Origin of the sequence: Williamwhitmania sp. (genome assembly GCA_035529935.1) — a bacterium.
Classification (GTDB): Bacteria; Bacteroidota; Bacteroidia; order Bacteroidales; family Williamwhitmaniaceae; genus Williamwhitmania.
Map to the genome: position 1 here is coordinate 1 of DATKVT010000173.1, position 15,963 is coordinate 15,963.

General features: G+C 44.4%; 10 protein-coding genes. 5 read left to right on the forward strand and 5 right to left on the reverse strand.

The annotated features are described in order from the left end of the window. A partial coding sequence (locus VMW01_13200) for a M13 family metallopeptidase (protein ID HUW07208.1) occupies positions 1–962 on the forward strand: 962 nt, incomplete at its 5' end. Between the two features lie 73 nt (positions 963–1,035). On the opposite strand, the gene VMW01_13205 is transcribed toward VMW01_13200, so the two are convergent. Then, entirely contained in the window at positions 1,036–3,108 is a 2,073-nt protein-coding gene (locus VMW01_13205; protein HUW07209.1) for a M3 family metallopeptidase, read from the reverse strand. 198 nt (positions 3,109–3,306) lie between these two features. On the opposite strand from VMW01_13205, the gene VMW01_13210 reads away from it, so the two are divergent. Continuing rightward, on the forward strand, positions 3,307–4,629 hold the full coding sequence (locus VMW01_13210) for a DEAD/DEAH box helicase (protein HUW07210.1): 1,323 nt from the start codon (positions 3,307–3,309) through the stop codon (positions 4,627–4,629). Positions 4,630–4,695: 66 nt separating this feature from the next. Here the strand turns inward: VMW01_13210 and VMW01_13215 are convergent, their stop codons facing one another. From VMW01_13215 to VMW01_13230, 4 genes are all read right to left on the reverse strand, one after another. After that, on the reverse strand, positions 4,696–9,393 hold the full coding sequence (locus VMW01_13215; GenBank protein ID HUW07211.1) for a PAS domain S-box protein: 4,698 nt from the start codon (positions 9,391–9,393) through the stop codon (positions 4,696–4,698). A gap of 766 nt (positions 9,394–10,159) precedes the next feature. After that, positions 10,160–10,876 carry a DUF2007 domain-containing protein gene (locus VMW01_13220; protein ID HUW07212.1) on the reverse strand — a complete coding sequence of 239 codons (717 nt, stop codon included), beginning with the start codon at positions 10,874–10,876 and terminating at the stop codon, positions 10,160–10,162. A 539-nt stretch (positions 10,877–11,415) separates the two neighbouring features. Continuing rightward, positions 11,416–13,098 (reverse strand): ATP-binding protein, encoded by a 1,683-nt coding sequence (locus VMW01_13225; protein HUW07213.1) that lies wholly within the window; start codon positions 13,096–13,098, stop codon positions 11,416–11,418. A 394-nt stretch (positions 13,099–13,492) separates the two neighbouring features. After that, positions 13,493–13,816 (reverse strand): hypothetical protein, encoded by a 324-nt coding sequence (locus VMW01_13230; protein ID HUW07214.1) that lies wholly within the window; start codon positions 13,814–13,816, stop codon positions 13,493–13,495. 166 nt (positions 13,817–13,982) lie between these two features. Between VMW01_13230 and VMW01_13235 the strand changes: the two genes are divergently transcribed. From VMW01_13235 to VMW01_13245, 3 genes are all read left to right on the forward strand, one after another. Beyond that, positions 13,983–14,648, forward strand: coding sequence for a hypothetical protein (locus tag VMW01_13235; GenBank protein ID HUW07215.1), 666 nt, complete (start codon positions 13,983–13,985; stop codon positions 14,646–14,648). Positions 14,649–15,144: 496 nt separating this feature from the next. Further along, positions 15,145–15,438 (forward strand): nucleotidyltransferase domain-containing protein, encoded by a 294-nt coding sequence (locus VMW01_13240; GenBank protein ID HUW07216.1) that lies wholly within the window; start codon positions 15,145–15,147, stop codon positions 15,436–15,438. After that, positions 15,428–15,775 (forward strand): DUF86 domain-containing protein, encoded by a 348-nt coding sequence (locus tag VMW01_13245; protein ID HUW07217.1) that lies wholly within the window; start codon positions 15,428–15,430, stop codon positions 15,773–15,775. The genes VMW01_13240 and VMW01_13245 overlap by 11 nt, the downstream gene beginning before the upstream one ends. Positions 15,776–15,963: the final 188 nt, after the last annotated feature.

Consider the following 15,963-nt stretch of genomic DNA (forward strand, 5'->3'; position numbering starts at 1 on the left):
GTGAGGCAGTAGGTCAGCTCTACGTTAAAAAGTTCTTCCCGCCAGAGGCTAAGGAAAGAATGATCCAGCTAGTTAAGAACTTACAAGCAGCATACGCAATTCGCCTTGCAAAAGTAGATTGGATGACCGATTCTACCAAAACCAAGGCCATTGAGAAGCTCAAGGCCATTACAGTAAAAATTGGGTATCCTGACAAGTGGAAGGACTACACAAAGCTCTCCATTAAGAAGGACAGCTACTTTGACAATGTAATGAGCGCCAGAGCATTCTTGGTTAAAGAAAATCTAGATAAGCTGGGTAAACCAGTGGATCCAACAGAATGGGGAATGACGCCTCAAACGGTTAATGCTTACTACAATCCGCTCAACAACGAGATTGTTTTCCCTGCTGCCATTTTGCAGCCTCCATTCTTTAACCTTAAGGCCGACGATGCCGTTAACTACGGAGCCATTGGAATGGTAATTGCCCACGAAATGACCCACGGTTTCGACGACCAAGGCCGTCATTTCAACAAGGATGGAAACATGATTGACTGGTGGTCACCAAAGGATGCCGAGAACTTTAATGCTCGAACCAAGGTTCTAGCCGATCAGTTCAGCAAGTTCATTGCTGTTGATAGCCTACACGTAAATGGAGAGTTGACCCTTGGAGAAAACATTGCTGACAATGGTGGCTTGAACATTGCCTACGATGCATTGCAAATTGCATTAAATGGAAAGCAGCCTAAGAAGATTGATGGCTTTACAGCCGATCAGCGCTTCTTCTTGGGTTACGCTCAGGTTTGGATGGAAAACATTCGCAAGGAAGAGCTGATGCGCCGCATTAAGGAGGATGTTCACTCCCCTGCTCGCTTCCGCGTAAATGGTGCTTTGTCCAATATCAACAAGTTTTATGATGCATTCGACATAAAACCAGGTGATAAACTCTACGTTGCCCCCGATAAGAGAGTAAAAATTTGGTAATCAATTAATCGCTAAAAATGAGGCTGTCCAAATCAGGGCAGCCTCATTTTTTATGCTCATTAACTCCTACGAACTACTCTTTCTTTAAGCCTGATTTCTTAAGCAGAGCATCAATGCTTGGCTCCTGTCCCCTAAATCGGACATACAGCTTCATTGGATGTTCGCTTCCACCCTTAGAAAGAATGTTTTTACGGAACGACTCTGCCGTTGCACGATCAAATATTCCGTTCTTCTCGAACAGGGAGAATGCATCGGCCTCCAACACCTCTGCCCACTTATAGCTGTAGTAGCCTGCCGCATAGCCACCGGCAAATATGTGTCCAAAAGCGGTAGAAAAGGCCGTATTGGGCACTACGGGGAAGAGTTCGGTTGGAGCCATGGCCTTCTGTTCAAACGCAAGCACATCGCCCTTAAATGGCTCGGCAATGGAGTGCCAAGACATATCCACTATGCCGAAGCTAAGCTGACGAACGGTAGCATAACCGCTTAGGTAGTTTTTGCTTTCAATAATTTTCTGAACCAGCTCGGCTGGAATCTTCTCACCAGTCTTGTAGTTTACGGCAAACAAATCGAGCCACTGCTTCTGCAATGCCCAGTTCTCCATAATTTGGGAAGGTAGCTCAACAAAATCGCGATAAACGGATGTGCCGGAAAGGCTATTGTAGGTCACATTGGAAAGCATACCGTGAAGCGCATGACCAAACTCATGCAAAAAGGTCGTAACCTCATAGTGGGTTAGCAAGGCTGGTTTGGTATCGGTTGGCTTTGTAAAGTTGGTTACCACTTGAATAAATGGTATCACATCCTTTCCACCAATTTTATGCTGGCTACGGTAGGAGGTCATCCAAGCACCCTGACTCTTGCCGGCGCGTGGAAATGGATCGAGGTAAAGAATGGCAATGAGTTTGCTGGAATCGTTGTAAACCTCATAGGCTGTTACATCGCTGGCATATACTGGTATCGATTTGTTTTCCTTAAAGATTAAGCCATAAAGTTTTCCGGCAAGGTCAAAAATGCCTTGTCGCACCTTGTCAAGCTGAAAGTATGGCTTGAGCAGCTCATCGTTTAGGCTATACTTTTCATCACGAAGCTTCTCGGAGTAGTAGCTCCAATCCCAACGTTGAATAGTTCCCTCGAAACCGTGCCTATGAGCATACTCTTCAACCTCTTTCACATCGGTTTCGGCAACAGGTTTTGATGCCTTCAGCAGGTCAGCAAGGAAGCTGTTCACCTTTTCAGAAGATTCGGCCATACGATCTTGCAACACCAAGTCGGCATAATCTTTAAAACCCAAAAGATTAGCCATCTCCAACCGAAGATTAACAATTTGGCGAATCACCTCGCGGTTGTCGTTCTCCTTGTTCCGAATTCCACGGGTAGAATAGGCAATGTAGAGCTGCTTGCGGAGATCGCGATTATCGGCATACTTCATAAATGCAAGAAAGCTGGGTTGCTGTAGCGTAAAAACCCATCCATCGAGCTTGCGCTCTTTAGCCACCATTGCTGCCGCCTCCACAGCACTTTCTGGTAAACCAGCAAGCTGACTTGAATCGGTTATGTGCAGAATATAGCTGTTGGTTTCGGCCAACACATTATTGTTGAACTTGAGCGACAGCTCGCTGAGCTTGCGGGTAACTTCCCGATAGCGAGCCTTTGATGCAGAGTCGAGGTTGGCACCATTTTTTACAAAGCCGCGATAGGTCTTCTCCACCAGCGTCATCTGTTCTGTATTCAGCCCAAAGTTGTTCCGCTTATCGTAAACCGCTTTTACCCGCGCAAAAAGTCTTTCGTTTAGGTTGATATCGTTACTAAAGTCGGAAAGTAACGGTGAAACCTCCTGTGCTATAGCCTGCATGGTGCTATCGGTATTCGCCTCATTCAGGTTGAAGAAGATGTTGCTTACCCTGTCGAGCAGCTGACCCGATCCATCGAGCGCAGCAACGGTATTCTCGAAAGTTGGATCAGCCTTGTTTTCAGCAATGGAGTCAACCTCTGCCTTTGCCTGCTGAATGGCGGCATCGAAGGCTGGCTTGTAATCCTCGTGCGAAATTTTATCGAAAGGAGGTGTCTGGTAGGGCGTATTAAATTCACCCAAAAGTGGATTTGTGGAGGTTTTAGCTCCCTCATTACATGATGTTGCTCCCATAAGCATTACTATACAATAAATTAGATTCCGCAATTTCATTTTGGTTAAGTTAAAGGTTAAGATGAGTCAACAAAAATAGCTCTTTTCGCAAGGAAACATACATTTGAAAGTTCCCAAGCACAAGAGTTTAGCTATTATCAATAAACACTAAGAACAGCCGAGTTCAGAGCAATTCATCTTTTACATTACCTTTGCGCCATGCAAAATATATCAGCTTCGGTTCGCACCACGCTCAACTCAATGGGTATTTCCCATCTTACTCACATGCAAGAAGAGGCTATAAAAGCCTGCTTGGCACCTGGAGATGTTATCCTTCTATCCCCCACCGGGTCCGGAAAAACATTGGGATTCCTACTGCCCCTGCTGCAGGTTATGGATCCTGCAACAAGTGGTGTTCAAGCCTTAATACTTGCACCTTCGAGGGAACTTTCGCTCCAAATAGAGCAAGTTTTTCGAAAAGTTGCCACCGGATTTAAGGTAACCTGCTGCTATGGAGGACATGCCATTAAGACCGAAATAAACAGCCTTATTGAACCTCCTGCATTGCTTATTGGCACACCGGGTAGGATTGTCGACCATCTTCGGAGAAATAGCTTCAACACTACCAAAATAGCAACATTAGTGCTCGACGAGTTTGACAAATCGTTGGAATTAGGTTTTCAGGAAGACATGGCCACCATAATTGGGCAGCTCCGCCAGCTGAACAAGCGTATCCTTACCTCGGCTACCCAATCGGATGATATTCCTGCATTTACCGGAATTCACAACCCTGTTACCTTAAACTTTTTGGAAAAGGAATCTTCACCTGCGCTTACCACCATGCAGGTAGCGGCTACCGGAAAAGATAAATTTGATGCCCTTTTTCGCTTGATTTGTAAGCTTGGAAACGCGCCAACCTTGGTGTTCTGCAACCACCGGGAAGCCGTTGACCGAATCTGTGACCTACTCAACGAAAGAGGCGTTGCTAGCGATGCTTTCCACGGCGGAATGGAGCAGGAAGATCGCGAACGAGCGCTCATAAAGTTCAGAAATGGTAGCCACAATCTTCTAATTACAACTGATCTCGCCTCCAGAGGGCTTGATATTCCCGAAATACAAAATATTATTCACCACCAGCTGCCTCACAATGAGGATGCATTTATTCATCGCAACGGACGCACAGCCAGAATGCACGCCAATGGCAGTGCATACCTTATCCTTTCAGAGGAAGAGTATCTCCCCTCCTTTGTCGATCCTAACATTGAAATGTTTGATATTTCAGGCGATACCACCATACCTGAACTACCTGAATGGGTAACTCTTTACATTTCGGCCGGGAAAAAAGACAAAATAAACAAAATTGATATTGTTGGCCTTCTGCTGCAAAAGGGAGGTCTCTATAAGGAGGAGCTGGGACGAATTGAGGTGCTCGACTACATGTCGTTTGCAGCCATTAATAGAGGCAAGGCAATCGAGACCGTTGAGCTGCTGCGAAATCAGCCCATCAAGCGGAAGAAGGTTAAAATAGACATCTCCTACTGATACCTGCTTCTGAGCCTTAATCTGAAGAACTATTAAACGAAGTAAGGGCCACTACGGTGAAATGAGCTATCGTCCTAGAAAATTTTTAATTAATTCAAGCAGCTCTTTTTGGCCGATAGGTTTTGAGAGATAGGCATCGCATCCAACTTCTAGCAAACGCTCCTTATCGCCGCCCATGGCATAGGCTGTGGTAGCAATAATTGGCAAATGCGGACGCACAGCCTTTATTCGTTTGGTGGCTTCATCACCACCCATAATAGGCATTTTTATATCCATCAAAACCAAATTGATGCGGTTGTCGGCAAGGCCAATATCAACGGCCTCTTTTCCATTCTTTGCACGAATTATGGTTACGCCGGTTTCCATCATCAGCTCATGCAGATAGAGAAAGTTAATGTCCTCATCTTCGGCAACTAGAATTACAATCCCCGAGAGATTATCCTTTGAAATGCTTAACTTTGGTTGAGCGCTAGCCTTTTCGGCATCGGAAGAGAAATAGGGCATGGTAAAGAAGAATGTTGACCCGATACCAACTTCCGATTCAAGCCAAATGCGCCCGCCTAACACCTCAATAAAGGCTTTCGAGATGGAAAGTCCCAACCCTGAACCACCAAAATGGCGTGAAAGGTCAGTCTCAACCTGCCTGAAACGCTCAAACACCAGCAGCTGGTGTTCGGGTGAAATACCAATTCCCGTATCTTTAACGTAGAATTTAAGCAAGTGCTCCTCTTTGGATACTCCAAATTCAATGTAGCCTTTGGGGGTAAATTTCAAGGCATTGTTGATTAAGTTGATTATTACCTGGGTAAGCTTTGCCTCATCGGTCACAATATTACAGTGCTCGTCGGGAACAGCCATAACCAACCGTAACTCCAGCTTTTTTAAGGTAGCTTGAGGATCAAGCAACGCCTTAACCTTATTCATCAGAGCCGATAGGTTTGCATTACCCAAGTTTACCTTCACCTGGTTGGTTTCGATCTTCGAAATATCGATTATATCGTTAATGATTGAGAGCAGCTGCTGGCTTGTTTTCTTCACAATATCCATGTAAAAAGCCCGCTTCTCCGACGAAAGATTTGGAATTCCCAACATCTCAGAAAAGCCAAGTAACCCGTTCATTGGAGTTCGAATTTCGTGGCTCATGTTTGCCAAAAATGCCGACTTAAGCCTATCGCTCTCCTCTGCTTTCTCCTTGGCCGCCATTAACTCCTCATTAATAGATTTAATGCGCTCGTTGCTTTCGCTCAGCTCCTCGTTGAGTGCAAAGTAGGCTTCATTCTGTTCAATAAGTTGATGCTCGCTTTTGCGCAACGATATTTCATACTGCTTCCGCCGCGTAATATCCTCGCTAATTACTATTACACGAGAGGCTAAGGAGTTGTTGTCGGTTGCAAACGGAATCACTTTTCCCAAAAACCAAAGAGTTCCCCTGTCGCCTTCTACTTCATAAACCATTGAAAAACTCCTAGCTTCACCGGAAATAACCGATTTTATTCCATCGGCAAAGGAGTAGGCGCTCTCCTTTCCAATTGTCTTAGCATGAAGACAATTATCAATGAAATTATCTCCAACCTTGGCAGCCCGAAGTATGGCATGATTTGCTTTAGAATGCCCAAGCCAAGCCTTGTTAAGAGTAACAACCTCCCCTTTCTTGTCTAAAACGCAAATTAGGGCCGATAAGGAATCGAGCGTAGATTGGGCAGTTTGGTGCGACTCCCGAACTGCTTTTTCAGCCTCCAACTTCTCCGTAACATCGTTAATCAGCACTAACCGAGCCTGTGTTCCCAAGAAGTCAATGGCATGGGAGGTAATCTCAACTAATATTTCATTGCCATTTTTCAATAGATGTCTCCAAGGGTGAGAATATGTTCTAAGTTTTGTTTGTTCACTTACCACCCTTTGAACGTCATCCAAATCCACTTTTGGTCTGATATCTTTTATAGTCATTGTAAGAAACTCCTCGCGGGAGTATCCATATTTATTCACCATGGCTTCGTTAACAGCCATATAGTTTAAGCTAACGGAATCATACACGCACATTGGCATAGGATTGCTCTCAAAGAGCAGCTTATACCGTGCCTCGCTCTCTCGAATGGCCAGCTCTGCCTCCTTTTTTTCTGTAATATCGTGAAGAACACAATGGGTCTGCCTAAACTTTCCGTCCCGATCGTAGGCAATGCGCCCATCCACCTCGAATACAATAACCTTGCCACTTTTATGAAGGAGGTTAAAGTCGATACCAGAAATCATACCCGCTTGTTTAAATCTTGGATATCGCTCATGGAAAAGTGGAACCTGCTCTGGAACTAAAAACTCGGCGAAGTTATGCCCAATAACCTCCTCCCGTTCGAATCCAAGGTGAGCGAGCCAAGCTTTATTCACCTCAACAATTTCGCCATTCTCATTCAGCGATTGGTAAGGTGTGGGGGCCTGCTCGTAGAGCAACCTAAAATACTCCTCACTCTTCTTCAGCGCTATTTGGTAGTCGTGCTGCTCAGTAATATCTTCAATTGCTCCAATTACTTTAGTGGATTTTTCAAGTGCATCGAACTCCAGCTGTGCAATAACGTGCACCCACCTTACTGGTTCACCATTGGATGGAATCACCTCAAATTCCTTATCAAACAGTTCGCCTCGCTCAACCAGATTCATTAGCGCCTGGTGGGTTACTTCCCTGTTGGGTATGCAACTTTCAATAGCCTCTAGCGAAACCTGATTATTAGGTGTTAATTCAAGACCGTAAATTCTAAATGATTCCTCTGTTGCCCAAATTATTTGTGTTACAGGATTAAGTTCCCAGCTTCCAACATGTCCAATCCGTTGCGCCATCTCCAACCGCTCCTTCTCCACTTTAATGGAACCCTCTACTTTAATTCGTTCCTGCTCCTTTGCATCAACATCAATGGCAAAAGCAATATCGGCGGCCAGTTCTTCGAGCAGCTTGAGCTCATCGGCACTAAAAAAATTGTCGATGCCAACATAAACGCCCAAAATACCAATAGCTTTATCCTGAAGAATAATTGGGAAATAGGCAAACGAACGTACTCCGTTGTTACAAATATCAAATGAGCAATCAACTTTAATATTAACCCCTCCAACTTGGCTCTTTTTCTCCTTAAAAGCCCTTGCAACTGGACAAGTTGATATGCGGAGCGATGTGAAGCAGGGTTTAATAGATTCCTCAAAAGCACCCGCCTTAGCAACCGCTTCTAGAACCTCTTTGGATTCATCGTAGATGCCAATCCAAATATTTCTATACTCACCAATGGTTACACCAATGTCGCAAATTCGCTGGTAGAGACCTTTCAGGTCCTTGAATCGAACAATAGCTTGGTTTACCTCGCTCAGAACATTGTATATCCGGCTTACTCGTTTTACTTGGAGCTCATTCTCTTTAAGCTTAGTAATGTCGGTAAAAACTCCAAGAATACCTGTCGCGTTACCCTGTTCATCCTTCACCGGAGTTTTGGTAATTATAATAGTCCTCAGCTCACCATCCACCTCATAGCTCTCCTCCATTTGCTCGGCAATGCCGCTTGCAATTATTCGGTGGTCGTCGGCGCGAAACTTCTCTGCCAGCTTGGTGCTGTGGAGGTCGTAGTCAGTTTTTCCAACAATTTCCTCGGGGGAAATTCCAAAATCGGCAGCCACATGCTCGTTGCACGATTCGTAGACCAAATCTTTATTCTTAAAGAATATCTTCTGTGGAACATTCCTCAGCAACGTGGAGTATAAATTCTCCTTTTTCCAAAGCCTTTGCTCCCTCTCAAGCGTTAATCGGTAAGCCTTAGATTTTTGAAAATGGAAAACCAATAATAGCGTTACTACTATGGTTACAATGAAAATAGCAACAATGATAAAAAGGAGTATGCTTCTGTCAAACAATGGCTTGTATGCCTCTTGCTTAACAATCCGGGTAACCAAAACCCAAGGAGATCCTTTAACTTTTTTTGAATAAGCGAGATACTGCTGTCCACTAAGGCCATTCATTATCCAAACTCCCTTACCCGTGAAAAAGCTAGGTTTTTTTACTTGGATTGAATCAGTAATTGGTAGCCTTACCCGTAAAGCGGCACCAATCTTATTCTTCGTATTATTTAAAATAAGCATTGAATCCCCTTCCTGCCTCAACAATATTATATCGGCAGTCAGAAAAGGAGTGGGCCACTTGGCAAGAGTTGGGTATAGGTGGTCGAGAGGAGATATTCGGAATACTGCAACCTCGTCAAGCTGCTGCCTATGCCCTTCAATATTTAGTGGAATTAACAGACCTAGGAAAGCATGCTGGGTATATTCGTTGCAGTAAAAGTCTAGAAAAACTATCTTTTTAGTGATAATACACTCCTTTGCTTTGTTAGAAACTATGCTGGAGAGCTTATCATGGTTTGTTGACTCAGCAAAATCGACTTTGCCCGTTTTGTTAATCAAAAAGAAGTCGTATTGGTGGCTGGTTTGCAGCTGCTTTACGAAGCTAACCAGCTGATTTCTTACCGCCGTATCGGACGAAAACTTTAGGTAGCTGCTAACCAGCTTATGAAACTCTTGGTTGGTTTTCAAGTATTTAGCATCCGATAAGCGTTCGTTTCTCCAAACCGAAAGATCATTGGCCTTAAGAATGGCAACCGATTCCAGCTGATTGGCAACTATTTTCTTAAAGTGGTTGCTAAAGCTGTAATAGTTATAATAGACTAATACAGTAACAGCAACTAAAATAATAGTTAGAATACCAATCAACAATTTACTTAAAAAGGATAAATTCTTCATGAAGAGAAAGATTTTTTATCTACCTGAAAAATACTACTTTATTTGTTCATAAGCTATTTAAATATACTTCAATCCACAATTAAGGCCAAGAACTTATAAATGAATATTGCTTGCGCAACAAGTAAACGGTCTGTTCATCAAATAGAAACTAAGTGAATCAGGAGAAATAGTAAGTGAATAATAACCCAACACGTTGATAACAATCAATTATGAGGTATGTTTCAGACACTGCTCCATTACCATCTATTAAATCATTACCGCAATGTTTGCTTCCGTTGTGTACTATACATTTTTGTGGCTGCGGTGCATGATATAATTTGAGAATTAATCGATTTGGGAATCCGGCAATGCCGGACAAGTTTTGAAAATGATGGTGCAGCTATCAACCATTTGCTATTGCGGTGCGTGGAAGGTTTCGTTCATTAAAGAATCGGGCATAGGCGCACCGCTCGCGTATTATGGACTTCTGTTTCCGGGGGTTGACACCCCCGGCTACAAACGTGCCACCTCTTCGAGGTTGTCTATTTGGGCACGGAGCTGTGGATTGCGGTGCATAGAAGGAAAAGTTCATCGAACAACAAAAGCGCGTGCACCGCTTGCGCTTTAAATTGCCTACACCATGGGCTGATGCTCATGGCTATTCATATTAAACCGCGTTGCGGTTTTACCGTGCAATAATGCTTTGCCGGAATAGAATAGGGGCAAAAAATATTTTGCTCATACAAATGGTGGGATTCTCTTAATTCTCTGACTTCTTTTACTTCTTTTAATCGATCCTAAACTCGTTACCGCAGTTGAAGCAATGGTAGCGCTTACGAAAGGAGGGAAATGGGGCGGATAGGTAAAACAGAAAGGTAAATAGTAACGAAACAACAAACTCTATGGGACCTTGCCTTACCTTAACCGAGTAGCCGAAGGCCGTATTCTCCGAACCACAGTGAGGACATTTAACAATAGGTCGTTTACGTTTAGCCTGATTCTTATTGGAAATAAGATCGCTCTCGAGGTAGAATACCGTTTTCTTGGGACGGAAAAACCGGCCCAGCGTGCCACCATACAGCGATTCCCAAAATTCCAATCCTGAAGGTATATCTGAAGCAAAAGACTGTTCCGTCTTAATAATTTCCTCAACCTCTTCGGCATTTAGGTAGCTTATCTCCACCCTCTTCATCAGCTCTACCGAGGTTAGCTTTGGGTTTAGCCGGAAGGCCTCCTTCAGCTGCAGCTCCTCCACTGTGCGCAAAAATTCCTCATCGTTTTCCAGATCATACTCGTTGGCCTCCACCTCATCCAGTAGCGCTGCTGCCCGCTCGTAGTCGGCATCGTTAACCTCCAGTGAGGCCCCACCCACCGCGGTGGAGTAGAATGGCTGAACGCCAATAATATTCTCATTGGCAATATAGGATGGAATACCCTCGGCCTCGAGTCGTCCCTGAAACACGTACAGCTCCGAGGGATAGGTTGCAACTTTAACGGTTTTCAACGTAGTGCAGTTTAAGTTTCTCCGCGGCCAAGATAGCAAAAAGAAGTGGCCATGTCAATGGAGGGAAAGAGAATAGGGATTTAGGGGGTTAGGCTGTAGGTACGTAGCAGCAAACACGTCACTTCGATTCGTTACGACTCCTTCTAACTTCTGAATACAACCTATTTGTTAATGCGGTGCTGGATATAATTTGAGAATTTATCGATTTGGAAATTTGAAAATGATGATGCAACTATCAACCATTTGCTATTGCGGTGCGGGGTTGCTTCAGCGCATTGAACAGCGGAAGTTCGCGCACCGCACGCGCTAGGTCTGTTTCTTTTCGGGGTTTTCCGTGCAATAATGGTTTGCTGGTATAAAATGGGGGCGAAAAATATTTCGCCCCTACGGGTTATGGAATATATTTATTGGCATAAAGGAGACGCACGATCGTGCGTCTCTACATTCGGCGAAATTTTTTTAATTCTTTGACTCCTCTAACTTCTTCTAACTTCTTCTAATCCGGCAGTGGCCGGATCTTCGCTGCGCTACGACTTCCTCTACTTTGAATTTCCAATGGGCAACGAAAAGTAGAAGGTGGATCCTTCTCCCTCAATGCTTTCGAACCAGAGCTTGCCCCCCATCATTTCGATGAGCGCCTTGGAGATGGCGAGCCCAAGACCCGCTCCGCTAAACTGTCGCGCCTCCTTGCTGTAGAGCTGGCTGAAGCGGGTAAATACCCTAGCCTGCTCCTTTACGGGAATACCTATCCCTGTATCCTTTATCGAGAAAATAATATTCTCCCCGCTAACGTCCCAGCTAACCTCCACGGTTCCCTTAATGGTAAATTTAATGGCGTTGTCGAGCAGGTTGTGCATTACCTGCTGAACCTTTACCATATCGGCATAGATGCTCACCTCGGTAGCCGGATGGGTAACCACCACCTGCACCTCTGGGCCCGGCTTGCTCAGCTGGTAGAGCAGCTCCAGGTTGGAAAAGGCCGATTCAAGCGTAAACTTGGTAATGTTGAGCGAAAACTGGCCCGCCTCCAGCTTGGCAATATCTATTAAATCGGAAACAACCTTTATTAAATCGCGGCTACAACCATTTATAATCTCGCCATACATTTGGGAGGAATCGTCGGTTGGAATACGCTTGCGGAGCAGCTCCGTAAAGCCAACTATACCGTTGAGCGGTGTGCGAATCTGGTGCGACATGTTGGCTAGAAAAGCCGATTTTAGCTTGTCGCTCTCCTCTGCTTTTTCTTTCAATCCCACCAGAGCATGCTTTTGCTCAATGTAGCTGCATAACGAATCGCCAATGCGGCCAAAATCACGGCCATAATTCGATAGCTGCTTTGCTTTGTTAGTATCTTCCTTGTCAATAACTTCTTCAACAATTCTTAGCGGATGGGTAATCCAGTGAGAGATGATGAAAAAGAGCAGGACTACAATTACAAGCGACGATATAACAATAATCAAGATTAGGTTGAAGGTATACTGGCGGTACTCCTTCAGAAAGGGAAAGTCTCCTTTAACACAGAGGCTAGTAATAGTTTGGTGCAACCCATTAACGATAGGTATTACCACATTAATGCTTTCGTAGCGAGGTGTTTCATTTGAGGCAGAATCGTTTGAGCATACAGATACATCGCCACCGAGGATGGTCGTTATTTCATCATAAAACGACTTATCCCATACTTTTGCAACAACAAAATAGCCATAGTAGCGACCATTCCTATCAGCAGGGTTGGTATTCTGAATGGTGGATCCAAAAATTTCGACAATGGTGCTACTATAGTAAACAATGTCGCAGTAGGAGCTATTACGTGCTAGGCTATCGAAAAAGTAGCAAGGAATGGTGAGCTGCTGTAGTACCTCGTGGCTAGGCTGGGAAGCGCTGTATACAAGCTTCCTATCGATAGAAAAGACTTGCAATCCATCGGTTTGATAGTTGTACAGAATAGGCGGTAAGTAGTGTTCGGCCCAGCTGCTATTGCCATGCTGCATAAAGTAAACAAACTCGTCCCAGTGTGCATAGTCGATGGTACCCTGCCTAACACCTATTCGCTTTAGTGCCAGCACATCCTCCACGCTACTGCGCAACCGTTCGCTGTGGGATTGCCGAAAGAGAGCCGTCTTTTGATTGTTCAAATAGGTGCTAAAGGCCACCACTACGATTAAAAAAATCAGCAGTTCGGCAAGGAGTAGAAGAATTATTCGACGAGTAGAAAGTTTTTTCATTGCGGCAAAACAATGGGCTAATATTAAGACGAAATAATGATTCACCTGCCAACGATTTACCAACGGCGAAAATGTGATGGTAGAATGACCATATTAGTTGACGAAGCGAAATTCCCCTACCTTTTAGGTATAACCAACAGGAGGTTAGACAACCCTATTTGTTTAAAACTTTTCAAAAAATGTTGAATTGCAACTCCAGCCATTGTATTTATGATCAATTGCTACCCTCAATACCCTACGGAAATTCAATGTATCTCCTTGCATCAAGCAAATATTGCCGCTAGGCTGCCAGCTTATAATGAGCTTATGGCTAGCTTTTAATCACCATTTTTTGCATTTTCGTCCAAATAGTTATAAATTGGTTTGCTGAATACGGGTAACCCTTATATGGTGATCAGCAACAGCCATTCATGGCCCCGATAAAGCCCTCATTTACAATGTTCTTTGAAAAGGTTGGCCATAGCTGTTCAGCGGAAATGATTAAAACCTCTCCGGGAACGCTGCAAAACTCTCCGGGAACGCTGCAAAGCTCTCCGGGAACGCTGCAAAACTCTCCGGGAACGCTGCAATGCTCTCCAGGAACGCTGCAAAACTCTCCGGGAACGCTGCAAACCGCTCCGGGAACGCTGCAATGCTCTCCAGGAACGGTTCGGTCCAGCTTTGGAAAACCGATGAGTAGACATTTTTTCAGACAGGGGATAAAAATATTCGCATACATGATTGTTTGGCAAAATTTTTGAATGCGCACCTACACGCTTACGAACAAATAGCACAATTATCTATTTCATTTTCATTACCATTTTTTCTTCTCAGCTAATTATTAACCAACGTAAAAAACTTGATTAAAAATTATGGGAACAATTAAGAATGAAGAGGTCTTGCATATGGCAGGATTCGTGTTCAACAGCTACAAGCGCGATGTTGAAGACTTTAAGGCATTCTCGACCCTGTTCAACGATGCCTTTACCGCCGAATTCGAGGCAAGAGTAAACGAGCTCAAGGAGCTTGTGGAGCCCAAAACGCTCACCAACGACCTCAAGAAGGTCACCGCCGAGCTCTACGACAGCATGGTGAAGATGCTCGACCTGGTTGGCCGTCTCGATGCCTTTATTGGCTTTGCGGGCAAGGAGAGCATTCCCAAGCCGGGAGCCTTCAACCTGCAGTTTGTGCGCAAGTACCTGCACTCGCGCGACGTGGATGCCTTCTATAAGGCCGCTGCGGTAACAATCTCCGAAATGGAGACCCAGAAGGCCGAGCTCACCAAGGGGGGCATGCCCGCCACCTTTGCTGCCGAAATGGTGACGCTGAAGGAGAAAATCTTCAAGCTCAACCAGGATCAGCAGGCCAAACTCAGCGAGCGCAAGCAGCTGGTGGCCGCCAACATCCACAAGTTCGACGAGCTCATGGCGCTGGTATCGAAGATTAACAAGTTTGGCAAGCTCATCTACAAGAACACCAACCCCGAGAAGGTGAGCGACTACACCATCTCCTCGCTCCTGAGCCTCACCAAGCGGCAGGCGCGGGCCGAAACCAAAAAACCCAGCGAATAGCTGCACTGCAAAGGCCACCTTCGGGTGGCTTTTTTGTTTTGCAAGTGACGAAAAAAGTGACTAGTGACAGAAAAGTTACGTGTTACGTGTTACGTGTTACGTGTTACGTGTTACAGTTTATGAGTTATGAATTATGAATTATGAATTATGAGTTAAAGGAAGTGCAGTGGTGTAACTATAGCCTACAGCCTTTTCCCAGCGCCCAAGCGGGGTGCAATCTCTATAGAAATGCATGAATATAAAGAGCAGGCGGTGCACGCTGGTTCGGTGTTCAAGGCACTTTAGTTACCCTGCACCGCAATAGCAAATGGTTGTTAGCTGCACCTCATTCTCAAATCTCCAAATTGATTAATTTTCAAATTATCTCATGCACCGCAATAACCAAAAGGAATAAAAAGAACTGGAAGACCGAAGTGCTGCAGCTGCATACCTACAGCCTAAACTCCTATTCCGCTAACATCCGTATTCTCTCACATTCTTTTTGTATATTTGCTCTATGAAACTAGATGCCAAGAGAATTGAAGCTATTAAGAGGTATTTTGAAACCAAACCGGTTTTAAAAGCATATCTATTTGGTTCCTATGCACGCAATGAGGCTAACCAACAAAGCGACATTGACATTCTTATTGACCTAGACTACTCTCAAAGAATTGGATTGCAATTCATCCAAATGAAAATAGACCTTGAGAAGCTTTTAAATGCAAAAGTGGACTTGGTTTCATCCAATGGACTCTCCCACTACATTAAGCCAATAGTTGAAAAAGAAAAACAGCTAATTTATGCGAGGTAAATTGGGAGACAAGGTTAGGCTGCAGCATATCTACGATGCAATCCTAGAAATAGAATCCTACCAGCTAAATAAGGAATTCTCCGACTTCATGGCAAGCTCCATGATGCGGTATGCTTGTGTTAAGCAGATGGAGATAATTGGAGAAGCCAGCAACAATGTTTCTGATGAAATAAAATCACGATTTACCTCCATTGAGTGGTCCCAAATTGTTGGCATGCGAAATGTTTTTGTCCATGAATATTTTGGTATTGACGCCACTTTGGTCTGGGAAATTATTAAAAAAGACCTTCCGGACTTGAAAGAAAAAATTAAGCAAATCTTAGATACTATAGAATAAAACCACCCTACCTGCAAGGCTGATGGTGAAAGCCATAGCCGCGCTCATCTTGCCATGTGTCCCCATGCTCCTAATCCTCTAAACAGCTAAACACCTACCAGCACCCCAGCGGGGTGCAATCTTTATAGAATTGCATTGATATAAGGAGCAGGCGGTGCACGCCGGTTCGGTGTTCAAGGCACTTTAGC